Source organism: Pantoea phytobeneficialis (genome assembly GCF_009728735.1).
Classification (GTDB): Bacteria; Pseudomonadota; Gammaproteobacteria; order Enterobacterales; family Enterobacteriaceae; genus Pantoea; species Pantoea phytobeneficialis.
In genome coordinates, this window is the sequence record NZ_CP024636.1 from 3,819,163 (window position 1) to 3,842,760 (window position 23,598).

Below are 23,598 nucleotides of genomic sequence, written 5' to 3' on the forward strand. Positions count from 1 at the left end.
CGCTGCGCGTGGCAGAATTACAAAAATTCCTGCGCCTTCTGAATCAGACTGGTTTTGGTCAACGCGCCAAGGAAACGGCGCTCCTGCGGGTTATTCAGCACTGGCAGACGTTCCAGCGTGACACGGGCAAACGCCTCCCACCCTTCGCGCATGCTTTGGTTCTGATAAATACACGGGAAATTACTGTCCATCACCGTACTGACCGGTGAATGCAGGGTGATCTCCTCCGCCAGCACTTTGCGCGCAATATCGTGAATCGACACTACGCCGAGAAACTGGCCGCTGGCATTGATGACATAGACATAACGCTCACGCTTCAGCGAGCTGACCGCCAGCGCCTGCCCCACCGATTCCTCTGGCTGCAAGGCGGCACCGGGAATGATCAGTTGGTCGACACGCATATTATCGAAATCGTATTTGGCTTCGGAACGACTCAGATGCCCACTGACCACCGGATAGGTACTGGCGGATTGCAGGCGGTACACCAGCATCGAGGCCAGCACCGACGCAATCATCAACGGGAACAGCAGGCTGCTGTTAAGCGTCATCTCCAGCACCATCAGCATCGCCATTAACGGTGCCTGGCTGACGGCCGCCAGCACCGCCGCCATACCGACCGCCGCGTATAACAACGTATCGCCGACCGGCAGATGCAACACCGCCCCTAAACTTGCCAGCAACGCCCCCAGCAGCGCGCCAATCAGTAACGAAGGGGTGAACAACCCGCCGACCGCATTGGAGCCAACCGAAAGCGTGGTCGCCAGGATTTTTAATACCAACAACGCCAGCAAGCCACCCAGCAGATAATGACCATCGATGATTTTGACGATCACTTCATAGCCGTTACCCAGAATATCGGTGGAGATTAGCGCCAGAAAGCCCACCGCCAACCCGCCAGCGCCCAGCCGTAGCGGCAGGGAACGTACCCGACTGAACATCGTCTTGCTGCGCGCAATCAATTTAATCAGCAACCAGCCGGCCAGCCCGGATGCCAGCCCAATCACCACCGTCAGCAGCAGGCTGGTGATATCCATCTGGAAAGTCACATTGGAAAGCGGATAAAGCGCGCTGCGGAATCCCAGCGACCACATGGTCATCACTGCAACCGCCGAGGCGATCACCAGCGGGATCAGACGTTGCAACGCGGAGATGCCAAAGGCAATCTCCGCAACAAAAATGGCCGAGGCAAGCGGTGCGTGGTACACCGACGAAAGTCCGGCCGCGGCGGCCATCGCCACAATATCGCTGTTACGCAGGCCAAGCGATTTTGGCAACCAGCGCCCGATCAGGCTGCCGCACAATGCCGAGAGCTGCACCATCGGCCCTTCTTTACCGATTGAGGCACCGCTGCCGATACTGGCGATCGATGACAGGGCGCGAAACAGCGATGTTTTGGTCGGCACCGCATCCAGCCGGGCGTTGATCACCTCCAGATAATCGGTTTTCACCGTTTCCTGCTGCTCGATGGTCACGGCATAACGTAAAAACCACCCGGCCAACAGGCCGCCCGCGCCAACCAACAGCGGCCAGAAAATCCACGGCCAGGCGTGCATCGCCACCGTGATTTCGTTATCGCTGTTAAATAACAAACGGTTAATCAGATCGATCACCCCGCGAAAAGCCAGCGTGACCAGCGAGGCCGCACACCCCACGGGGATAGCAATCAGCAATGTGGTCCAGTTCAGGGCATTTTTACTTCCGCTCACCCGCGCGTCCTCTTCTTTCCGGGTTAAAAATCGTAGCTGCATCATCATATTGGAATGCGGATCTCAGGATCAAATTTCGCCTGCGTTTGCTAATTACGCCACCGGGTCAGCGTGTTACTCTGCCGTTTTACCCTTGCCGGAGAAACCGTACGTGATTCGCTTCGCTATTGTGGGAACCAACTGGATCACCCGCCAGTTTATCGACGCCGCACATGAAAGCGGCAAAATGAAACTGAGCGCCATCTATTCGCGCAGCCAGCAGCAGGCTGAAGCGTTCGCCGCAGATTATCCTTGCCCGCTAACCTTCACCTCGCTGGAACAGATGGCCGCCAGCGATGCCATTGACGCGGTGTACCTCGCCAGCCCCAATGCATTGCACTGCGAGCAGGCGCTGCTGTTTATGTCGCACGGCAAGCATGTGATCTGCGAAAAACCACTGTCCTCCAACCTGCGTGAAGCAGAAGCGATGATCGCCTGCGCGCGTGACAACAAAGTGGTGCTGTTCGAAGCCTTTAAAACTGCCAGCCTGCCCACTTTTTTGCAGTTACAAAAAGCGTTACCGCAGGTCGGCAAGCTGCGCAAAGCGCTGCTTAATTATTGTCAGTATTCATCACGTTATCAGCGTTATCTTGATGGTGAAAACCCCAATACCTTTAATCCGCGCTGGTCCAATGGTTCGATCATGGATATTGGTTACTACTGCCTCGCAGCGGCTGTGACGTTATGGGGTGAACCACAACGGGTCACTGCACAAGCGTCACTGCTGGCAAGCGGTGTGGATGCGCACGGCGTGGTGGTGTTGGGCTACGGCGATTTTGATGTGACGATTTTGCATTCGAAAGTCAGCGATTCACTGATTCCGAGTGAGATTCAGGGCGAAGCAGGTTCGCTGGTGATCGAGAAAATTTCCGAGTGCCAGCAACTGCGTTTTACCCCGCGTGGCGGCGAGAGCCAGAATCTGACCCAACCACAGCATATCAACTCGATGTTGTATGAGGCCGAAACCTTTGCGCAACGGGTAAGCCAGGGCCTGGTGGAACACCCGGGGTTGCAGGCGTCGCGGATCACCGCAGCGCTGCTAACGGAAATCCGCCGCCAGACTGGCGTGGTTTTCCCGGCGGATCAGGTTAATTGATGATACGCGCACGAAATTGCGCGATAAATCGCGCCGCTACGGAATGTGGTTTGTTGTGTAAATATGTCTAAATATTTCCGACATCTTATTGCTTATTCACTTTGCAGCACGTAATTTACGCAACAGCAAAGGGGAGTAACTTGTAAGCTGATTGATCGTCATTACGATGCGCTATTTGCCCATCCGGTCATCAGGCAACGCGGAATCTATTCTGAGTTGTAAGTGAGACCTTGCCGGAAGGCGAGGTTTGCTTATACCTAATAAAGCGGCTGACGTCTTCTGACATCAGCCTTTTTTATTTTCAGGACAGGATACGCTTATGCAATCTGTAGGCACACCACTACTCTGGGGCAGCTTTGCTGTCGTAGTGCTTATCATGCTGGCGATCGATCTCTTTCTTCAGGGACGTCGCGGCGCACAAACAATGTCATTCAAACAAGCGGCTGTCTGGTCGCTGGTTTGGGTTTCCATCTCATTGCTGTTCAGCGCCGCCTTCTGGTGGTACCTCAACGGCACCGCCGGGCGCGAGGTTGCCACCGCCCAAACCCTCGCTTTCCTCACCGGTTATATTCTGGAAAAAGCGCTGGCAGTCGATAACGTCTTTGTCTGGTTGATGCTGTTCAGCTACTTCGCTATTCCGGCGCAACTGCAACGTCGTGTGTTGATTTATGGCGTATTGGGCGCGATCGTGCTGCGTACCATCATGATTTTCGGTGGTAGCTGGCTGGTTACGCAGTTCAGCTGGATTCTGTATATCTTCGGTGCCTTCCTGCTGTTCACTGGCCTGAAAATGGCGCTGGCGAAAGAAGAAGATGACAACGCAGTCGGCGACAAACCGCTGGTGCGCTGGCTGCGTAAGCACCTGCGCATGACCGATGGTCTGGAAGGTGAGAAATTCTTCACGCGTAAAAACGGTGTGCTGTTCGCCACCCCGTTGTTGTTGGTGTTGATCATGGTGGAGCTGAGCGACGTGATCTTTGCCGTCGACAGTATCCCGGCAATCTTTGCCGTCACCACCGATCCGTTTATCGTGCTGACGTCTAACCTGTTCGCCATCCTCGGTCTGCGTGCCATGTACTTCCTGCTGGCAAACGTGGCCGAGCGATTCTCAATGCTCAAATACGGTCTGGCGATTGTGCTGGTGTTTATCGGTATCAAGATGCTGATCGTCGAGTTTTGGCATATTCCGGTAGGGGTTTCGCTGACGGTGGTTGGGGTGATTTTGGGGGGAACACTGCTGATTAATGCCTGGGTTAACCGCAGAAACGACCAGAAGAAGATATCATCATAATCTGCTACAGGGGCGTTAATCGCCCCTGCTTTATTTTGCCACCATAAACAGTCACACTTTATACTGCTGTCACAGATAACATCATTAGCAGATCGAAAATCCAATCATTCCCACAAAGACAGAATTTTCTCTTTCTTCAACGCATGTTTTCCTTATACTCCGCCCGTTAAACTAGGGCTGCGTGGTGGCTCCGCGCAGCAAACTTATTACCGCCATATAAAAAGATCGTGATATGCAAACAAACATCATTGGACGTCTGGGCGCGCTGTTTGCGGGCAGCCTGGTAAAACAAATTATGCTGGGTCTGATTGCCGGTGTGGCGCTGGCCTGGTTCTCGCGTGATGCCGCGCTGGCGGTCGGCCTGTTGGGGGAACTGTTCGTTCGCGCGCTGAAAGCCGTGGCACCGCTGTTGGTCCTGGTGCTGGTAATCTCCTCGATTGCTAACCATCAGCAAGGGCAGAAAACCAATATCCGCCCGATTATCATGCTGTATCTGCTCAGCACCTTCTTTGCGGCAGTGGTGGCGGTGATTTTCAGCCATCTGTTCCCGCAAATGTTGTCGATGAATGTCGGTAAAACTGAAATCACCCCGCCGTCCGGGATCGCTGAGGTATTGCATGGCCTGCTGATGAGTATGGTGGCGAACCCGATTGATGCCCTGATGAATGCTAATTACATCGGTATTCTGGTATGGGCACTGGGGCTTGGCCTGGCATTCCGGCACGCCAGCCCGAGCAGCAAAGCTTTCCTCAATGATGCCTCAAACGCCGCGACCTGGGTGGTACGTTGCGTGATCCGCTGTGCGCCGCTGGGTATTTTCGGCCTGGTGGCATCGATTCTTGCCTCCACCGGTTTTGATGCGCTGTGGGAATATGCCAGCCTGCTGTCGCTGCTGCTGGGTTGTATGTTGCTGATGGCGTTGGTGGTCAACCCGCTGCTGGTGTTAAACAAAATCCGCCGCAATCCTTACCCGTTGGTATTCACCTGCATCCGCGAAAGCGGCGTCACCGCCTTCTTTACCCGCAGTTCCGCGGCCAATATTCCGGTGAATATGGCGCTGGCGAAACGCCTGGGCCTTGATGAAGACACCTATTCAGTCTCGATTCCGCTGGGTGCCACCATCAGCATGGCGGGTGCGTCAATCACCATTACCGTGCTGACGCTAGCGGCAGTGCATACGCTGGGGATTTCTGTTGATGTGCCGACGGCGATTCTGCTTAGCCTGGTGGCCTCGCTGTGCGCCTGTGGCGCTTCAGGGGTGGCGGGGGGGTCCCTGCTGCTGATCCCGGTTGCCTGTAATATGTTTGGCATACCCAACGATCTAGCGATGCAGGTGGTTGCGGTGGGCTTTATTATTGGCGTGTTGCAGGATTCAGCCGAAACCGCGCTGAACTCGTCAACCGATATTCTGTTTACCGCGGCGGTATGTCAGGCCGAAGCAGAACGCGAGACGCGCACCGCAGTATAATTATTTCCCGTAGCGGCGCGATTCATTGCGCGTTTTTTTTCCTGCATCGCGCACGAAACTGCGCGATGAATCCCGCCGCTGCGCGGTTTATAACGTCACTCCGCTTTTAAAAATCGCCAGTTCACGGAAGTCATTGGCTTCATTGCGCGCAGGCTTGCCGTTGGCAATGGCGACGATCATCTCGACAAAATCGGCCAGCATCGCATCCATACTCATGCCCTCAATCAGTCGTCCGGCGTTGAAATCAATCCAGTGCGGCTTTTTCTCCGCCAATTGCGTATTGGTGGCAATTTTCACCGTCGGTACAAAGCCGCCATAAGGCGTGCCACGTCCGGTGGTAAACAACACCATATGGCAACCCGCGCCCGCTAAGGCACTGGTGGCAACGGCATCATTGCCTGGCGCGCTGAGCAGATTAAGACCTGGCGTTTTCAGGCGCTCACCGTATTTCAGCACATCCACCACCTGGCTCTGCCCGGCTTTTTGCGTACAACCCAGTGACTTCTCCTCCAGCGTGGTGATGCCCCCGGCTTTATTGCCCGGTGAAGGATTTTCATAAATCGGCTGTTGATGGTCGATAAAGTAGCGTTTGAAGTCGTTAATCATCGCCACCGTTTTATCAAAAGTGGCTTCATCGCGGCAGCGGCTCATCAGAATGCGCTCCGCCCCGAACATCTCCGGCACTTCGGTCAGCACCGTGGTGCCGCCATTGGCGATCATCTGATCGGAGAAACGCCCCAGCATCGGGTTCGCCGTGATGCCGGAAAAACCGTCCGAACCGCCACACTCCAGACCAAACTTCAGCTCGCTGAGTTTGCCCGGCTGGCGCTGATCGTGACGCATCACGTTGTATAACGCGTGCAGCCGCTCAAGTCCGGCCTCCACTTCATCGTCCTGCTGCTGACACACCATAAATTGTACGCGATCGCTTTCATACGCGCCGAGGGTGTCGCGGAACACATCCACCTGATTGTTCTCACAGCCCAGACCAATCACCAGCACCGCGCCAGCATTTGGATGACGCACCATATTCTGCAACATGGTGCGGGTGTTTTCATGGTCCTGGCCCAACTGCGAGCAACCAAACGGATGGCTGAACAGATGCACGCCATCGATCCCTGCCGCATCGTCCGTCTCTTTGAGAAAACGTTGCAGAATTTGGCGCGCAATGCCGTTAACGCAACCCACGGTTGGCAGGATCCACAATTCATTGCGAATCCCCACTTCGCCGCTGGCGCGACGGTAAATCTGTACTTCGCGATCCCCGGCCTGCGGCGGCAGTGCAAGAAAATCGGGTTGATAATCATATTCGTCGAGATCGCTCAGGTTGGTGCGCGCGTTCTGCGAATGGATGATTTCACCCGCGTCAATCGGCTGCGTAGCGTGCGCAATCGGCAATCCGTATTTGATCACCAGCGCATCGGTCGCCAGCGGTTGCAGCGCAAATTTATGACCGCGACCCACGGCCTGACGCAGCTCAACACGGACGTGATCGATTTCAACGAGGGTATTGGCTTCCAAATCGCGCAACGCCACAGCGACGTTATCGCGTGAATGTATTCTTATCGCATCTTGCATAGCGTTATCTCAGTTGTGTCAGCGCCGTTCGCATCCCGTGAACGATGATGTTTTGCAGGTGTTGGCTTACCGCAGCCACCAGCCCTGGCTGCCGGGTTAAATCTTCGCCCCAGTGGTTGGCATCGCTCAGAACCGTGCTGACCAGTTGTTCCACGGGCAGCTGTTGCGCCTGCACTGCTGGCCAGAGTTCGGCATAGCGTTGCAGCCAGTGGGCATCGTCCTGCAACGGCCAACTTTTATCGCCCTGCTGACCGCGATAAAACGCCAGCAACGCGGCAAAGGCGAAGGTCAGGCGCGGCGGCCAGCTACCCTGTTGTTGCTGCGCCAGCAATAGCTGCGGCAGCAGGCGGGTACGGAATTTGGTCATGCCGTTCAGCGCGATAGAAAGCAGTGCATGGCGAATAAATGGGTTACGGAAACGGCGCTGTACCGCAGCAGCAAAGGCATGCAGCTCAGCAGGCGGCAAGTCGAGAGTGGGGATCACTTCATCGCGCAGTAACGCTTCAACAAAGCCCGCGATCTGCGCATCGTCCATCGCTTCTCCGACGCTCTCCAGACCGGACTGGAACGCCACCGGTACCATCGCAGTGTGCGCGCCGTTGAGGATCGCCACTTTTTGCGCCTTGTAAGGGGTGATGTCTTCCACCAGCTTCACTTCAGGTGCCAGCACGGCCAACTTCAGCTCTTGTGCCAGTGCCGCCGGTCCCTGAATCACAAACTGGTAATACACCTCACCCGCCACCAGGAAACGATCTTCGTAACCCAGTTGGGTAGCGATAGCTTCACTGTCGGCCGGGAAGCCGGTGACGATACGATCAACCAGCGTGTTGTAGAACGCGCAATGCTGCTGTACCCAGTGGGCAAATGCCTGCGGTAACTGCCAGTGGTCGGCATAGCGCAGTACCAGCGCGCGGAGCGTATCGCCGTTGTAGTCGATCAATTCGCAGGGAACGATTAACCAGCCCTTAGCAGCGTCCCCGGCAAAATGCTGGTAACGCGCCCACAGCAGCTGGGTCAGCTTGCCGGGAAAGGAGGAGGCTGGCGCATCGGTCAGTTGATCCTGTTCGGCAAACGCAATGCCTGCTTCCGTGGTGTTGGAGAACACAAAACGCATCTCTGGCGCGCGCGCCAGGGCCAGAAAATCGTCGAATTGTTGATAGGGTTGAATTTCCCGGTTGAGGCTGCGAATCAGGCGGGTTTCGCTCACCTGCTCACCCGCCGCATTCAGCCCGCGAATCAGCGTGGTGTACAACCCATCCTGCTGATTCAGCGAGTCTTTCACTTCTCGATTACGCGGCCGCACCACCACCACACCGGCATCGGTACCCTGATGCTCATTGAGCCAGTCGAGTTGCCAGTCAATAAAGGCGCGCAGAAAATTCCCTTCGCCAAACTGGATTACGCGGTCGGTATAGCGCGGGCCGGGAAAGTCGTGACGGTTTAGCCGCTGCATCATCAGGCTCCTAACTCAATGCCGAAGTAATCACGGGCATTGTTGAAGCAGATGTTTTGTACCATCTGCCCCAGCAGCGCTTCGTCGGCAGGTGCTTCGCCGCGTTCCACCCAATTGCCGATCATCTGGCACAGCAGGCGGCGGAAATATTCGTGACGGGTATAGGACAGGAAGCTACGGCTGTCGGTCAACATGCCGACAAAACGGCTCAACAGGCCAATCTGCGCCAGTTGCGTCATTTGACGCTGCATGCCATCGAGCTGATCGTTGAACCACCATGCCGAGCCAAACTGCATCTTGCCCGGTTCCCCTTCACCCTGGAAATTCCCGGTCATCGTCGCCAGTACTTCGTTGTCGCGCGGGTTTAGGCAATACAGGATGGTTTTCGGTAATGCGTTTTGCCGATTTTGTGCATCCAACAGACGAGCCAGCGGGATCGCCAGCGGCGCATCGTTGATAGAATCGAAACCGGTATCCGGTCCCAGCAGCTCAAAGTGGTGACGATTAGCGTTACGCAGCGCACCGATGTGGTACTGCTGCGCCCAACCGCGACGGGCATATTCACTGCCCAGCCACACCAGCACCGCCGTTTTGAATTGCGCGGTTTCTTCGCTGGATGGGGAACCACCCTGCAAACGACGCGTCAGGATGCCATCAAGTGTGGCCTCATCAGCTTCGGCATACACCACCACATCCAGCGCATGATCGGAAATCTTGCAGCCATGAGCGGCAAAGTGATCAAGGCGTTTGCTTAAGGCACGACGTAGATCGTCAAAACGCTGCACGCTGACATCCGCCACTTGCTCCAGCTTGTGGATCCACGGCAGGAAGGTTTCCAGCTCAATGTTAAAGGCTTTGTCCGGACGCCAGCTCGGCAGCACTTTGACGCTGAAGCTGTCATCCTGCGCCAGGGCGCGATGATGCTGTAAATCGTCAAGCGGGTCGTCGGTGGTGCCGACCATTTTCACCTTCATCTGCTGCATAATGCCGCGTGCGGTAAAGGCATCCTGTGCCAGCAACGCATTGCAGCGATCCCAAATGTCATCTGCCGTCTGCTCAGACAGCAACACATTGGTGATGCCAAAGGGGCGGCGCAGTTCGAGGTGCGTCCAGTGATACAACGGATTACCAATGGTGTGCGGCACGGTACGCGCCCAGGCATTGAATTTTTCACGGTCGGTGGCGTTGCCGGTGCAAAGGGCTTCCGGTACGCCATTGGCGCGCATCGCTCGCCATTTGTAATGATCGCCTTTCAGCCAGATGTCATAGAGGTTGGTAAAGCGGTAATTTTCGGCAATCTGCTGTGGCGGCAAGTGACAGTGATAGTCGAAAATCGGCTGGTCTTTGGCGTAGTCATGATAAAGACGACGCGCAAATTCGCTTTCCAGTAAAAAATCCTCAGTCATAAAACGCGACATACCTGCTTCCTCATTTTTGTAGCCCGTTGGCTAATGACACAAAGTTATCATACCAATTTTGATAAACGGCGGAATTCTTTGCGACGAACCTCACATTAATGACAGATCTTTGATGTGGATATGGACAAAAAAGCCGCAAAAATACCGCTAACCTGCTGTTATTACGTCGAAGAACAGTATCACACACGCCTTGAAGGGTTTTTGTGATGGCTCTCAACTTTTAAAGTTGTATAACAAGTTAACCTCTCGCTCCATTGATGCCAGACCGATGGCACAGGCAAGGAAATAAAGGCGCGTTTCAGCGTCTGCGGGCGTGAAGAGAGCTGTCTCACGAGCAGTCCCGCTCCAGATAACAACAGCGGCAACGCCGCAACGACAAACTGGAAGAGGTTAATGATGCGTAAGATCAAAGGGCTACGCTGGTACATGATTGGACTGGTGACGATGGGCACCGTTCTGGGCTACCTGACGCGTAATACTATTGCCGTAGCAGCACCCACGCTGGCGACCCAGCTTCACATCACCACCCAGCAATATTCATATATCGTCGCCGCGTATTCGGCCTGTTACACCGTGATGCAACCGGTCGCTGGTTATGTGCTGGATATGCTGGGCACGAAGGTCGGCTATGCGGTGTTTGCGATACTTTGGGCTATCTTCTGCGCCGCCACTGCGTTAGCAGGAAGTTGGGGTGGGTTTGCGCTGGCGCGTGGTGCGGTCGGTGCCGCAGAAGCAGCCATGATCCCGGCAGGATTAAAAGCCAGCAGCGAGTGGTTTCCGGCCAAAGAACGTTCTGTGGCGGTGGGCTACTTCAATGTGGGTTCATCGATAGGTGCGATGCTGGCACCGCCGCTGGTGGTCTGGGCCATTGTGGCGCATAGCTGGCAGATGGCGTTTATCGTTACCGGGGTGCTGAGCATGATTTGGGCTCTGTGCTGGCTGGTGTTTTATAAACATCCGAAGCAGCAAACCAAGCTGAGCGAGGAAGAACGCCACTACATCATTGCCGGCCAGGAAGTACAGCATCAAACCGGTAACAACAGCAAAATGTCGGTTGGTCAGATTCTGCGTAATCGCCAGTTCTGGGGGATTGCGCTGCCACGTTTCCTGGCTGAACCTGCCTGGGGCACCTTCAATGCCTGGATTCCGCTGTTTATGTTTAAGGTGTATGGCTTCAATCTGAAAGAGATTGCGCTGTTCGCCTGGATGCCGATGCTGTTTGCTGACTTCGGCTGCATCCTGGGGGGTTATTTACCGCCGCTGTTTCAACGCTGGTTCGGTGTCAATCTGATCGTCTCACGTAAGTTGGTGGTCACGATGGGTGCAGTGCTGATGATTGGCCCCGGTACCATCGGCTTGTTTACCAGTCCGTATGTGGCAATTGGTCTGCTGTGTATCGGCGGTTTTGCTCACCAGGCCCTGTCCGGTGCGCTGATTACCCTGTCATCTGACGTGTTTGGTCGCAATGAAGTGGCAACCGCTAATGGCCTGACCGGTATGGCAGCCTGGACCGCCAGCACCCTGTTTGCCCTGGTGGTGGGTGCCCTGGCCGATACCCTCGGCTTTAGCCCGCTTTTTGCTGCTCTGGCGGTGTTTGACCTGATCGGCGCAGTCGTTATCTGGAGTGTGCTGAAAAACAAACCGGTTTCCGAAATGGAAAGCGCGCCACCCGTACAAACTGCGGCGGTCCGTAGTTAATCTCTTTGGGCTGGTGTGAGCCAGCCCATTTCTTCCGCCCGGCCGAAGTGGTATAACAACTCCTCGTTTACCTGCATAGCGGAACCGCGCAATGGACCTGACCGAATCCCGACGTCTTTATCAACAACTGGCCAGCGAGCTGAAACGCCGCATTGAAGCCGGAGAATACCCGGTGGGTGATAAACTTCCTGCCGAGCGTTTAATTGCTGAGGAGATGCAGGTCAGCCGTACCGTGGTACGTGAAGCGATCATCATGCTGGAAGTCGAAGGCTACGTGGAAGTGCGCAAAGGTTCAGGCATTCACGTTATTGCCAGCCAACAGCAAAACCGTATCGTGACCTCCAGTCAGTTGGAATTCGCCAGTTTTGGTCCATTTGAATTGTTGCAGGCACGTCAGCTGATTGAGAGTAATGTCGCGGAGTTCGCGGCAACCCAGGTGACTCGTCAGGATATCATCGCGCTGATGGCCATTCAGGAGAAGGCCCGCCAGGAAGACCATTTTCGTGATTCTGAATGGGATATGCAGTTCCACGTCCGCATTGCACAATCGACGCAGAACAGCGCCTTAGCCGCCATTGTCGAGAAGATGTGGTTGCACCGCCTGCATAACCCCTATTGGCTGAAATTGCATGAGCATATTGATCAGCGCAACATCCTCAGTTGGTGCGATGATCACGATCAAATTCTGAAAGCACTCATCCGCAAAGATCCCGCCGCCAGTAAGCTGGCTATGTGGCAACATCTGGAAAATACTAAACAGATGTTGTTTAACGCTACCGCAGACGATTTTGAGTTTAATGTCGATCGTTACATGTTTGCTGAAAACCCGGTCATCCTGCCGGAAGGCACTGATAATTCCCGCTAATTTTGCTGATTTTTCCGGCAGGAAAGTCAGTTAATCTGCAATAGTGTCAGCTCATGTAAAGCTCCTTTTGACCAGTTGCATCTAAAGGTAAAACTCCTCTCTTGCGGGAACTTTCTACTGTCTCAGATCCATGATTTTTGTTACAGTTATCGCCCTTTTCTTACCCTTTGCGACAGGGCATTAAAAAGTTGCTGATTTAACAATCAATTCTGGAAGGATCCGGAAAATCCGGCTCAGCTGCGCTCCTAAAATGCATAACCAAACTGCCAGCTAGTGCTCCAGCCCTTCGGGCACGTTTAACAATGATGTTCAGGACCGATTGATGGATATTTTGCAGGCATTACTGCATGCCTTATGGCAGCAGGATTTTGAAACCCTTTCCGACCCGACACTGGTGTGGGCCATTTATGGCGTGCTGTTCATGATTCTCTTCCTTGAGAACGGCCTGCTGCCCGCTGCATTTCTGCCCGGCGATAGCTTGCTGATTCTGGTTGGCGTGCTGATCGCCAAAGGCACCATGAACTTTCCACTCACCATTCTGGTCCTGACCACCGGTGCCAGCCTCGGTTGCTGGGTTAGCTACATTCAGGGACGCTGGCTGGGGAATACCCCCACGGTACAAAAATGGCTTTCTCATTTACCCGCGCAATATCATCAACGCGCGCACAGCCTGTTCCATCGTCATGGGCTTTCCGCCCTGCTGATTGGCCGTTTTATCGCGTTTGTGCGCACTCTGCTGCCAACCATTGCCGGGTTATCTGGCCTCAGCAATGCGCGTTTCCAGTTCTTTAACTGGGTGAGCGGTTTGCTGTGGGTAGTGATCCTTACAGTGCTCGGTTTCGCACTTGGCAAAACCCCCATTTTCCGTCGCTATGAAGACGAATTGATGTTTTGCCTGATGATGCTTCCCCTGGTGTTGCTGGTGTTTGGTCTTGTCGGGTCACTGGTGGTGCTGTGGCGTAAACGTCAGTCTGATCAGAATGGGAAATCACAGTGATGAAAATTCTGACCCGCATCCCAAGGCGTCTTCTGCCCTGGTTGTTGGGCGCTGCGCTGGCTCTCGTTGCCATCAGTTTCGCCCCTGCGCTGCTGAGCCATGAAACTGTGGTGCAGATTCGCGTTGCCAACAGCGGCACCCCGCTGCCGGATGGCTTCTATCTGTATCAGCAACTCTCCGCCCAGGGCGTGCGCATTAAAAGCATCACGCCTTCTGGTGATGCATTGGTGATTCATTTCGAAAACGAAGAGCAAAGCCTGGCCGCACAGAAGGTACTGCGTCGCCTGCTGCCACAAGGTTTTGTTGTGGCCGCCGGTCATCAGGCATCGCAGCAAAATCAGGACCCCAGTCGTCTGACTTACAGCTAAATTGCGTCGTCCGGATACTCGTCCGGGCGACCACAACCCTCGCTATCCCCGCGTCTTCTTTGAATTTTTTCATCCGCTGTCTATGCTTAAAGGTAGCGCGAGCACAAGACAAGCTGGGAAGCCTCTCCTGCCCGGTTTGCGGCAGGTCATTCACAAAGGAAGGTTTTACCTGATGAAACGTCAATTACTCCTGGGTGCTGTTCTCCTCTCCCTCTCCGGCTCACTTCTGGCAGCAGAGTCACTATGTCAGCAGAAGGAGCAGGACATTCAGCGCGAAATTGGTATGGCAAAGCAGCATGATAACCAGCGCCGGGTAAACGGGCTGGAGCGTGCGCTAACCGAAGTGCGCGCCAGTTGTACCGATGAAAAACTGAAAGCTGCACATCATGAGCGTATTGAGGCGCAAAAGCATGATGTCGCCGAACGTGAGCGTGAGTTGAAAGAAGAGCGCCAGGAAGGTAATGACAAAGAGAAGATCGCTAAACGCGAGCGCAAGCTGGAAGAAGCGCAGCACGAGTTAAAGCAACTCGAAGCTGAACGCTATTAATCGGACTTACTGTTACATGCCCTAAATAATTCAGGTTACAGGAAGGCGGCAAGCTCATAGACTTCAGGAGCTTACTCCAGTAAGTGACTGAGGTATATGAACGCAGCCAACGTACCTGTAGCCTGAAGTATGACGGGCATAAAAGGAGATTTTCATGGCTAAAGAACCAACATCAGAACATTTGCGTGCCGAACTGAAAAACCTGGCCGACACCCTGGAAGAAGTGCTGAGCAGCACCGGCGAGAAGTCAAAGACTGAGCTGGATAAATTGCGTCAGAAAGCCCGCGAAGCGCTCGACACTTCGCGTGAACGCCTGGGCGAGTCTGGCGAACGCCTGGCGCAATCCACCCGCGAAGCCGCACATAAAGCAGATGATTACGTGCGTGAAAATCCCTGGCACGGCGTCGGTATTGGTGCTGCGGTGGGTGTGGTCATCGGCATTCTGCTTTCACGGCGTTAATGATGAGTGACAGTCAGCAAAGCCACGGCCCGGGCAAAGGGGTCATCAACATTGGTCAACGTATCGTTACCACGTTGGTCAGTATCGTTGAGACACGCGTCCGCCTGGCAGTGGTGGAACTGGAAGAGGAAAAAGCCAACCTGATTCAGATGCTGATGATGGTGGGCCTTACCATGCTGTTTACCGCTTTCGGGTTAATGAGCCTGATGGTGCTGATCATCTGGGCGGTGGATGCGCAATATCGGCTGATGGCGATTGCGATTACCACTGCCGTCCTGTTCCTGCTGGCGCTGATTTTTGGTGTCTGGACACTGCGTAAATCCCGCCAGTCCACACTGCTGCGCCATACGCGCAAAGAGCTGGATACCGATCGCAAACTGCTGGAGGAGCATCGCTCATGAGCCGCCGCGAGCGCGAAGCACGCATCCACGCATTGCTGAATCAGGTACAACAGCAACGGCTGGATCTGAGCGCAGCCAGGCGTGACTGGCTGGAGAGCACCGCGCAGTATGATCGGGGCTGGCTCACCTTCCTCAGTTTGCGCCGCTATCTGGCGATTGGTAGCAGCGCGCTGGCAATCTGGTCAATTCGCAGCCCTAATCGGCTACTACGCTGGGCGAAACGCGGCTTTGGGCTATGGAGCACCTGGCGGATGATCAAATCAGCGCTGCCACCACGTTAGGCTAACTCCTTCTGACAACGGACCTTTTTCAGGTCCGTTTTTCCTTTAATCAGAATTCCTGAACAACATCGACAGATTATCTCGCTTACAACCTTTCCAACCCGCGATTATCATCTCTAGCCATCAGCCCAATGAATCACAAGGCGTGATTCGGCGGGATACATTGCCGCAGGCCAGCAACCTGCAATAAAAACCTTGTTGGAGTAGATGATGAAAAAATTCGAAGATTCTGGCCTGTTACTGGCACGCGTTCTGATGACCATTCTGTTTATCACCGCTGGCTGGGGCAAACTGACCGGTTATGCAGGCACCGCACAGTACATGCAGTCAATGGGCGTCCCTGGCTTCCTGTTGCCGCTGGTAATTCTGCTGGAACTGGGTGGCGGTCTGGCGATTCTGTTCGGCTTCCTGACCCGCTTCACGGCGCTGTTTACTGCCGGCTTCACCATTCTGACGGCGTTCCTGTTCCACAGTAACTTCGCTGAAGGTGTTAACCAGCTGATGTTTATGAAAAACCTGTCAATCGCTGGTGGTTTCCTGGTGCTGGGTCTGGTTGGTCCAGGTGCATACAGCATCGACCGTCTGATTCGTCAGCGTTTCCAGACTGCAACCGCACGCTAAGTACACAAGCAGCGTATACTGAAAAGGGGCGAGGATATTCCTCGCCCCATTTTTTTGTGGAGGGCTTATGGGACAACTGATTGACGGTGTCTGGCATGACACCTGGTACGATACGAAGTCAACCGGTGGCCGCTTCAAACGTACAGAAGCGGTGTGGCGTAACTGGGTTACCGCTGATGGCAGCGCGGGTCCCACCGGGAAAGCCGGTTTTGCCGCCGAACGCGACCGCTATCATTTATACGTTTCACTCGCCTGCCCGTGGGCGCATCGTACTCTGCTGATGCGCAAGCTGAAGGGACTGGAAGAGATGATTTCCGTGTCGGTGGTACATCCGCTGATGCTGGAAAATGGCTGGACCTTCGACGACGATTTCCCCGACGCTACCGGCGATTCGCTATATCAGAACGAATACCTGTATCAACTCTATCTGCATGCCGATCCTCACTACAGTGGGCGCGTTACCGTGCCAGTGCTGTGGGACAAACATCAGCACACCATTGTCAGCAATGAATCGGCCGACATCATTCGGATGTTGAATAGCGCGTTTGATGCGCAGGGCGCACGCGCTGGCGATTACTACCCCGAGGCGTTGCGGCCACAAATTGATGAGCTGAATAGCTGGATTTACGAAACGGTAAACAATGGCGTGTATAAATCGGGCTTCGCCACTTCGCAGGCTGCTTATGATGAATCGGTAACGGCGCTGTTCCATTCACTGGCGCGCCTGGAGCAGATCCTGGGTCAGCATCGCTATCTGACCGGCGATCAATTGACCGAAGCCGATCTGCGTCTGTGGACCACCCTGGTACGTTTTGATCCGGTATATGTCACGCATTTCAAGTGCGATCGCCACCGGATCAGCGATTATCGCAACCTCAGCGGCTTTCTGCGTGATATTTACCAAATGCCAGGGATTGCCGAAACCGTCAATCTGCCGCATATCCGTCATCACTATTATTGCAGCCATAAGACCATCAACCCGAGTGGGGTGATCTCGCTTGGACCGGCATTTAACTGGGATGAGCCGCACGGACGGGGATAAATTCGTAGCGGCGCGATTTATCGCGCGGATTTTTCTGGCACCGAGCACGGAATAGCGCGATAAATCGCGCCGCTACGGTTCAGTGCATGCTGAAAACAAAAACCCCGCCGAAGCGGAGTTTTTGCATTAAAAAGCCGAAACTGACCGATAAGCCGCGTTCTTTTCATAGAAAGAGGAGTGGACAGTCATTCATTCCGGGCAAAAACAAAAACCCCGCCGAAGCGGGGTTTTTGCATTAAAAAGCCGAAACTGACCGATAAGCCACGTTCTTTTCATAGAAAGAGGAGTGGACAGTTATTCATTCCGGGCAAAAACAAAAACCCCGCCGAAGCGGGGTTTTTGCATTAAAAAGCCGAAACTGACCGATAAGCCGCGTTCTTTTCATAGAAAGAGGAGTGGACAGTCATTCATTCCGGGCAAAAACAAAAACCCCGCCGAAGCGGGGTTTTTGCATTAAAAAGCCGAAACTGACCGATAAGCCGCGTTCTTTTCATAGAAAGAGGAGTGGACAGTTATTCATTCCGGGCAAAAACAAAAACCCCGCCGAAGCGGGGTTTTTGCATTAAAAAGTCGAAACTGACCGATAAGCCGGGTTCTGTCGTGGACAGTCATTCATCTAGGCCAGCAATCGCTCACTGGCTCAAGCAGCCTACCCGGGTTCAGTACGGGCCGTACCTTGTGAACCCCTATTTGGCCTTGCTCCGGGTGGAGTTTACCGTGCCGCGAACTGTTACCAGCCGCGCGGTGCGCTCTTACCGCACCCTTTCACCCTTACCTGATCCCATTACTGGGCCATCGGCGGTTTGCTCTCTGTTGCACTGGTCGTAGGCTTGCGCCCCCCAGGCGTTACCTGGCACCCTGCCCTATGGAGCCCGGACTTTCCTCCCCTCTGCCCGTCTCCCCCCGAAGAGGGACGACGACAAAGCGGCGACTGTCTGGTCAGCTTCGGCGCGGGATAATAGGCGATCCGCCGTCGTTTGTCACGCCTCTTGCTGATCGAGTGCGTAGCGATACAGTGCGTTCTTCTTCACACCGTGAATTTCCGCCGTCAGCGCAGCCGCCTTCTTCAAGGACAGCTCCTGTTGTAGCAGCGCCAGGGTGCGCAGCGCATCTGCCGGTAAGGCTTCTTCATCGGCCTTATGGCCTTCCACCACCAGCACCATCTCCCCTTTGCGGCGATTTTCATCTTCCAGCACCCAGGCCAATAGCTCGGCCACTGGCGCACCGTGCAATGACTCCCAGGTCTTCGTAATTTCCCGCGCCAACACCACATAACGTTCAGCCCCCAGCTCACTGACCATATCCTGTAAGCTATCGATTAAACGGTGGGTCGATTCGTAGAAGATCAGGGTGCGCGGCTCCTGCGCCAGAGCACGTAAAGCATCGCAGCGCGCCTTGGTTTTCGCCGGCAGAAACCCTTCGTAACAGAAACGATCGGACGGTAATCCCGCTGCGCTTAATGCTGTAATCGCCGCGCAGGCACCCGGTAAGGGCACCACGCGGATACCCGCTTCACGGCAACGACGCACCAGATGATAACCGGGATCGTTGATTAACGGCGTTCCGGCATCAGAAACCAGCGCAATGCTTTGGCCTTCCTGCAATTTGGCCAGCAGCACTTCGGCTTTCTGCTGCTCATTGTGGTCGTGAAGTGCGAACAGTCGCGCATTGATGGCGAAATGTTGTAGCAACAGCCCGGTATGACGTGTATCTTCCGCAGCGACCAGATCGACGCTCGCAAGCACCGTTAACGCACGCTGCGTAATATCACCCAGGTTACCGATCGGGGTAGGAACGATATAGAGCGTGCTGGCAGAAATGTCTGCCCGATCGAGTTGTTTCATTGTTTCATCCGAATTGCCGATTTAATATTGAGCATCTAGAAAAAAACATCACTGGATACAGTATGCTTCCTTCAAAAGTCTTACGTCGTAAAGCAGGACGCTTTGTACCTGTTCTTCTCGCTGGGCTAATTTTAGCCGCCTGTAGCGGTCAGGGACCACAGCAAACGTCTTCCGTCAATGTTCAGGGTCCGATCACGGCCCAGTCTGACTATTACCTGCAACAGGTGCAGCAAAGCAGCGATGATAGCAAGACCGACTGGCAATTACTTGCCATCCGTGCCTTGTTGAAGGAAGGAAAGTATCCACAGGCCAGCGATCAGATCAAACAATTGCCGCAGCAGCTCTCTGATGTGCAGCAGCAGGAATTACAGTTGCTGCGGGCGCAGATGCAGATTGGTCAGCAGGATTTCAACGGTGCACAGCAACTGTTGAGCCAGGTGAAAACCGACGGTCTGTCGCAGGATCAACAGGCGCGCTTCTACGGCCTGCAAATCGCTGCCGCTCAGAATCGTCCCTCGCTGGCATTGCTGCGCGCCTATATCGCTCAGGAACCGCTGCTGAAAGCGGACGATCACCAGAGCAATATTGACGCCACCTGGCAGGCGCTGACGCAGATGACCAAAGATCAGCTCAACAGCCTGGTGATCAATGCCGACGAGAATACCTTGCAGGGCTGGCTGGATCTGCTCAACACCTGGCATACCAACAGCCAGGACCCGGAAATGCTGAAAGCCGCCATCAAGGATTGGCAAACACGCTATCCGCTCAATCCGGGTGCCAAAACCCTGCCGACCGCCCTGAGTCAGGTGCAGAACTTCAGCAAAGCTTCGACCAGCACCATCGCGTTGCTGCTGCCGCTGAATGGTCAGGCGCAGATCTTCGCCAACGCCATTCAGAAAGGCTTTAACGATGCGAAAAACGGTGTGCTAACCGCCCCGGCCGCAGCCCCACAACCACAGCCGACAGCGACACCGGCGAGCGCGGATGCCAGCGCCCAGCCGCAGCCAGCCGCTGCAACGCCAGATGCGACCGCCAATACCGTAGTCAGCCCGGCCGCTGCTGCCATCACCCCGGATCAAAGCACCCAGCCGCAACCTGCTGCTGCACCTGCCCCGGCAGCCAGCGCAGGTGATAGCAATGCCCAGGTCAAGGTGTATGACACCAGCAGTCAGCCGATTCAGCAGGTGATGCAGCAGGCGCAGCAGGATGGCGCAACCATCGTCGTCGGCCCGCTGTTGAAAAGTGATGTAGAGACTGTCGCTAACAGCAACTCGCCGCTTAACGTACTGGCCCTGAACGAGCCGGAACAGATCCAGAACCATCCGAATATTTGTTACTTTGCGCTTTCTCCTGAAGACGAAGCGCGCGATGCCGCCCACCATATGTGGGATCAAGGCAAACGCCAGCCGCTGCTGCTGTTGCCGCGTAACAGTTATGGCGATCGTGTTGGTAAGGCCTTTGCGCAAGAGTGGCAGACGCTGGGTGGTTCGACCGTGTTGCAACAACGTTTTGGTTCCGTCAGCGAGCTGAAACAGGGTATCAACAGCGGTGCCGGTATCAACCTGAGTGGCACACCGCTGGTGGTGGAACCCGCACAGTCGCAGGGCGTATCGATTGCCGGATTGAACATCCCGGCGCCGCAGACCAGCACCCCGGTAGCCGATACCAGCGGTGGCAGCCTTGATGCGGTGTATATCGTCGCCAACCAGGATGAGCTACAGCTGATCAAGCCGATGATTGCGATGCGTACCAGCAGCCGCAACAATATCGCGTTGTACGCCAGCTCACGCAGCTTCCAGGCCGGTGCGGGTCCGGACTTCCGTCTGGAGATGGATGGCTTACAATTCAGTGACATTCCGCTGCTTTCGGGTAGCAACCCGGCGCTGATGCAGCAAGCGGCGAAGTCGTTTAACAATGATTATTCGCTGGTACGCCTGTACGCAATGGGCATTGATGCCTGGACGTTGGCGAACCACTTTAACCAGATGCGTCAGGTTCCGGGCTTTGCCATTGATGGCAACACCGGCAAGCTGAGCGCCACCCCGGATTGCGTGATCAACAGGAAGTTGGCATGGAACCAGTATCGTCAGGGACAAATCGTTCCGGTACAGTAAATCGCCAGCGCATTGGCGCTGAGCAAGAGCAGCAGGCGCGCCGCTATCTGGAGCGCGCCGGGCTGCAATGGATTGCCAGCAATGTTCGCTGTCGCAGCGGTGAGATTGACCTCATCATGCAGGATGGCGACTGCTGGGTCTTTGTCGAAGTGCGCTATCGACGCGATGCGCGTTTTGGCGGTGCAGCCGCCAGCGTAACGCGTCAGAAACAACAAAAGCTACTCCGTACCGCAGCGCTATGGCTGCTGGGACGTAACGGCAGTTTTGACACGGTAAATTGCCGCTTTGACATCATAGCCATTACCGGGCGCGAGCTGGAGTGGCTGCCCGATGCCTTTCATGCCGATGTGTAGAACCAGGTGGTCTTGTGCAGGACAGAATTAAAGCGTGTTTTACCGAAAGTATTCAGACTCAAATCGCTGCCGCCGAGGCGCTGCCGGATGCCATTTCCCGTGCGGCCATGACGTTGGTGCAGTCGCTGCTGAGCGGTAACAAAATCCTTAGCTGTGGTAATGGCGCGTCAGCGGCCAACGCTCAGCATTTTGCCGCCAGTATGATCAACCGGTTTGAGACCGAACGCCCCAGCCTGCCCGCGCTGGCGCTCAGTGCCGACAACGTAATGCTGACGGCCATTGGTAACGATCGGTTGCACGATGAAATTTATGCCAAGCAGGTGCGAGCGCTTGGCCAGGCCGGTGATGTTCTGCTGGCCATTTCCACCCGTGGCAACACCCGTGACATTATTAAAGCGGTTGAAGCTGCGGTTACACGCGATATGACCATCGTGGCGCTGACCGGCTACGACGGCGGTGAGCTGGCCGGCCTGCTCGGCCCACACGATGTGGAAATTCGCATTCCGTCACATCGCAGTGCGCGTATTCAGGAGATGCATATGCTGACGCTGAACTGCCTGTGCGATTTGATCGATAACACCTTGTTCCCCCACCAGGAATGACTGAAGGAGCTAAGATGAAAGCATTGAACGCTGTCGCCATTCTTTTCACCGCCATGATGTTGCAGGGCTGCGTTGCTGTCGTCGCTGGCGGTGCCGCAGTAGCCACCAAAACCGCCACCGATCCCCGCACCGTGGGCACCCAGGTGGATGACGGTACGCTGGAGTTACGCGTCAGCAACGCGCTGGCAAAAGATGAACAGATCAAAAACCAGGCGCGCGTCGTAGTGACCGCCTATCAGGGCAAAGTGCTACTGACCGGTCAGTCACCGTCGGCGGATCTCGCCAGCCGCGCGAAACAGATCGCGATGGGTGTCGATGGCGCGACTGAGGTGTACAACGAAATCCGTACCGGCCAGAAAGTCAGCCTCGGTACATCCTCTAATGACACCTGGATCACCACCAAAATCCGCTCACAACTGCTGGGCAGCGATCAGGTGAAATCGTCGAACGTGAAAGTGACCACCGAAAACGGCGAAGTGTTCCTGCTGGGTCTGGTGACACAACAGGAAGCGGCAGCGGCGGCGGATATCGCCAGCCGGGTAAGCGGTGTGAAGCACGTCACCACCGCCTTTACCATTCTGAAATAAACCTTCAGGGCGGCATCAGCCGCCCTTTTTTACACCGGTATATCAATCACCAACGCACGTAACGGCGTTTTCGCCTGCAACGTAATCTGCTGTTCTTCTGCCAGAAATGCCCCATCGCCACAGCTTAGCTTTTCCTGATGCGCACTGCTCGCCTGCACATCCACCGATCCGTGGATCGATTGCAGATAGGCGCGTGGACCGTTCAGCTTCACGCTATGTTGCTCGCCGGGAGCCAGCGTTACCTGATGAATCCACACCTGCTGACGCAGCTGTAAACTGCCTTCCGCACCGTCTGGCGAAGCCAACAGGAAAGAGGTCTGCTCGGGCAGCGACATTTTCTGCAACAACGGATTCTCGCGTTCCGGGCACGCCGACAGCCACAACTGCATACGTGTCAGCGGTTGATCTTTGCTGAGATTGATTTCGCTATAGCTCACGCCCTGGCGCGCCGACAACAGCAGCGCTTCACCGGCACGGGCGATAATATGGTTGCCCTCGCTGTCGCGGTACTCCGCCTCGCCCTGTAGTACCAGGTTGAGTACATCAACCTGAGGATAGGTGCGGGGCTGGAAGGCAGCACCGGGTGCCAGCACTTCTTGATTGAGCACGCGCAGTGAGGCATAGCCCATCAGTTTCGGATCAAAATAGTGGCCAAATGAGAAGCTGTAACGCGCCTGCAACCAACCGAAATCGGCCTGGCCACATGCTGACGCGCAGCGGGTTGTCATCATGATTTACCTCCGACGCTCTGCGGGATGATACGACCGCA

Annotated in this window: 23 protein-coding genes and 1 other RNA gene; 17 read left to right on the top strand and 7 right to left on the bottom strand. The window is 55.1% G+C overall.

Going from position 1 to position 23,598, the window contains the following annotated elements:
* Positions 1–17: 17 nt before the first annotated feature.
* Positions 18–1,706, bottom strand: a complete 1,689-nt coding sequence (locus CTZ24_RS17640; RefSeq protein WP_021183512.1) for a chloride channel protein — start codon at positions 1,704–1,706, stop codon at positions 18–20.
* Positions 1,707–1,857: 151 nt separating this feature from the next.
* Between CTZ24_RS17640 and CTZ24_RS17645 the strand changes: the two genes are divergently transcribed.
* From CTZ24_RS17645 to sstT, 3 genes are all read left to right on the top strand, one after another.
* Positions 1,858–2,841 carry a Gfo/Idh/MocA family protein gene (locus CTZ24_RS17645; protein ID WP_208724241.1) on the top strand — a complete coding sequence of 328 codons (984 nt, stop codon included), beginning with the start codon at positions 1,858–1,860 and terminating at the stop codon, positions 2,839–2,841.
* A 319-nt stretch (positions 2,842–3,160) separates the two neighbouring features.
* Entirely contained in the window at positions 3,161–4,132 is a 972-nt protein-coding gene (locus tag CTZ24_RS17650) for a TerC family protein (RefSeq protein WP_036625557.1), read from the top strand.
* Between the two features lie 232 nt (positions 4,133–4,364).
* A complete protein-coding gene (gene sstT, locus CTZ24_RS17655; RefSeq protein WP_208724242.1) occupies positions 4,365–5,600 on the top strand; it encodes a serine/threonine transporter SstT in 1,236 nt (411 codons plus the stop codon).
* Positions 5,601–5,687: 87 nt separating this feature from the next.
* Here sstT and CTZ24_RS17660 read toward each other — a convergent pair whose 3' ends face one another.
* From CTZ24_RS17660 to uxaC, 3 genes are read right to left on the bottom strand one after another with little or no spacing between them, the layout of a single operon-like run.
* Entirely contained in the window at positions 5,688–7,178 is a 1,491-nt protein-coding gene (locus CTZ24_RS17660; protein ID WP_021183516.1) for a UxaA family hydrolase, read from the bottom strand.
* 4 nt (positions 7,179–7,182) lie between these two features.
* Positions 7,183–8,631 (bottom strand): tagaturonate reductase, encoded by a 1,449-nt coding sequence (locus tag CTZ24_RS17665; RefSeq protein WP_208725586.1) that lies wholly within the window; start codon positions 8,629–8,631, stop codon positions 7,183–7,185.
* Between the two features lie 2 nt (positions 8,632–8,633).
* Positions 8,634–10,049 carry a glucuronate isomerase gene (uxaC, locus tag CTZ24_RS17670; protein WP_208724243.1) on the bottom strand — a complete coding sequence of 472 codons (1,416 nt, stop codon included), beginning with the start codon at positions 10,047–10,049 and terminating at the stop codon, positions 8,634–8,636.
* Positions 10,050–10,445: 396 nt separating this feature from the next.
* On the opposite strand from uxaC, the gene CTZ24_RS17675 reads away from it, so the two are divergent.
* The 10 genes from CTZ24_RS17675 to CTZ24_RS17720 all read left to right on the top strand — a co-directional run bounded on the left by CTZ24_RS17675 (position 10,446) and on the right by CTZ24_RS17720 (position 17,329).
* On the top strand, positions 10,446–11,747 hold the full coding sequence (locus CTZ24_RS17675) for an MFS transporter (RefSeq protein WP_036625639.1): 1,302 nt from the start codon (positions 10,446–10,448) through the stop codon (positions 11,745–11,747).
* A 91-nt stretch (positions 11,748–11,838) separates the two neighbouring features.
* Complete coding sequence (gene exuR / locus CTZ24_RS17680) at positions 11,839–12,612, top strand: transcriptional regulator ExuR (RefSeq protein WP_021183520.1); 774 nt, start codon at positions 11,839–11,841, stop codon at positions 12,610–12,612.
* Between the two features lie 322 nt (positions 12,613–12,934).
* Positions 12,935–13,609 (top strand): DedA family protein, encoded by a 675-nt coding sequence (locus tag CTZ24_RS17685; protein ID WP_013510637.1) that lies wholly within the window; start codon positions 12,935–12,937, stop codon positions 13,607–13,609.
* Positions 13,609–13,977, top strand: coding sequence for an EnvZ/OmpR regulon moderator MzrA (gene mzrA, locus CTZ24_RS17690; RefSeq protein WP_021183521.1), 369 nt, complete (start codon positions 13,609–13,611; stop codon positions 13,975–13,977). The genes CTZ24_RS17685 and mzrA overlap by 1 nt, the downstream gene beginning before the upstream one ends.
* 172 nt (positions 13,978–14,149) lie before the next feature.
* Positions 14,150–14,524 carry a DUF1090 family protein gene (locus CTZ24_RS17695; RefSeq protein ID WP_021183522.1) on the top strand — a complete coding sequence of 125 codons (375 nt, stop codon included), beginning with the start codon at positions 14,150–14,152 and terminating at the stop codon, positions 14,522–14,524.
* Between the two features lie 154 nt (positions 14,525–14,678).
* Entirely contained in the window at positions 14,679–14,984 is a 306-nt protein-coding gene (locus tag CTZ24_RS17700) for an ElaB/YgaM/YqjD family protein (RefSeq protein WP_208724244.1), read from the top strand.
* A gap of 2 nt (positions 14,985–14,986) precedes the next feature.
* Positions 14,987–15,385, top strand: coding sequence for a phage holin family protein (locus tag CTZ24_RS17705; protein WP_200864654.1), 399 nt, complete (start codon positions 14,987–14,989; stop codon positions 15,383–15,385).
* On the top strand, positions 15,382–15,666 hold the full coding sequence (locus tag CTZ24_RS17710; RefSeq protein ID WP_208724245.1) for a YqjK-like family protein: 285 nt from the start codon (positions 15,382–15,384) through the stop codon (positions 15,664–15,666). Before CTZ24_RS17705 ends, CTZ24_RS17710 begins: the two co-directional genes overlap by 4 nt.
* Positions 15,667–15,876: 210 nt before the next feature.
* Positions 15,877–16,287: a DoxX family protein gene (locus CTZ24_RS17715; RefSeq protein WP_036625565.1), complete on the top strand. Its 411-nt coding sequence runs from the start codon at positions 15,877–15,879 to the stop codon at positions 16,285–16,287.
* 67 nt (positions 16,288–16,354) lie between these two features.
* A complete protein-coding gene (locus tag CTZ24_RS17720) occupies positions 16,355–17,329 on the top strand; it encodes a glutathione S-transferase family protein (RefSeq protein ID WP_208724246.1) in 975 nt (324 codons plus the stop codon).
* A gap of 568 nt (positions 17,330–17,897) precedes the next feature.
* Here the strand turns inward: CTZ24_RS17720 and rnpB are convergent.
* Both rnpB and rsmI read right to left on the bottom strand, forming a co-directional pair.
* An RNA gene (gene rnpB, locus CTZ24_RS17725) (RNase P RNA component class A) lies at positions 17,898–18,276 on the bottom strand.
* 33 nt (positions 18,277–18,309) lie between these two features.
* The gene (gene rsmI / locus CTZ24_RS17730) at positions 18,310–19,173 is read right to left on the bottom strand and encodes a 16S rRNA (cytidine(1402)-2'-O)-methyltransferase (protein ID WP_208724247.1); all 864 of its coding nucleotides are present in this window, start codon (positions 19,171–19,173) and stop codon (positions 18,310–18,312) included.
* A gap of 62 nt (positions 19,174–19,235) precedes the next feature.
* Between rsmI and CTZ24_RS17735 the strand changes: the two genes are divergently transcribed.
* The 4 genes from CTZ24_RS17735 to dolP are packed head-to-tail and all read left to right on the top strand — an operon-like array spanning position 19,236 to position 22,829.
* Positions 19,236–21,287, top strand: a complete 2,052-nt coding sequence (locus tag CTZ24_RS17735; RefSeq protein ID WP_208724248.1) for a penicillin-binding protein activator — start codon at positions 19,236–19,238, stop codon at positions 21,285–21,287.
* The gene (locus CTZ24_RS17740; RefSeq protein WP_013510647.1) at positions 21,245–21,640 is read left to right on the top strand and encodes a YraN family protein; all 396 of its coding nucleotides are present in this window, start codon (positions 21,245–21,247) and stop codon (positions 21,638–21,640) included. Before CTZ24_RS17735 ends, CTZ24_RS17740 begins: the two co-directional genes overlap by 43 nt.
* A gap of 14 nt (positions 21,641–21,654) precedes the next feature.
* Complete coding sequence (gene diaA / locus CTZ24_RS17745) at positions 21,655–22,242, top strand: DnaA initiator-associating protein DiaA (protein ID WP_013510648.1); 588 nt, start codon at positions 21,655–21,657, stop codon at positions 22,240–22,242.
* Positions 22,243–22,256: 14 nt separating this feature from the next.
* A complete protein-coding gene (gene dolP, locus CTZ24_RS17750) occupies positions 22,257–22,829 on the top strand; it encodes a division/outer membrane stress-associated lipid-binding lipoprotein (RefSeq protein WP_021183530.1) in 573 nt (190 codons plus the stop codon).
* Positions 22,830–22,858: 29 nt separating this feature from the next.
* Here the strand turns inward: dolP and CTZ24_RS17755 are convergent, their stop codons facing one another.
* Positions 22,859–23,560 carry a pirin family protein gene (locus CTZ24_RS17755; RefSeq protein WP_208724249.1) on the bottom strand — a complete coding sequence of 234 codons (702 nt, stop codon included), beginning with the start codon at positions 23,558–23,560 and terminating at the stop codon, positions 22,859–22,861.
* Between the last annotated feature and the right edge of the window lie 38 nt (positions 23,561–23,598).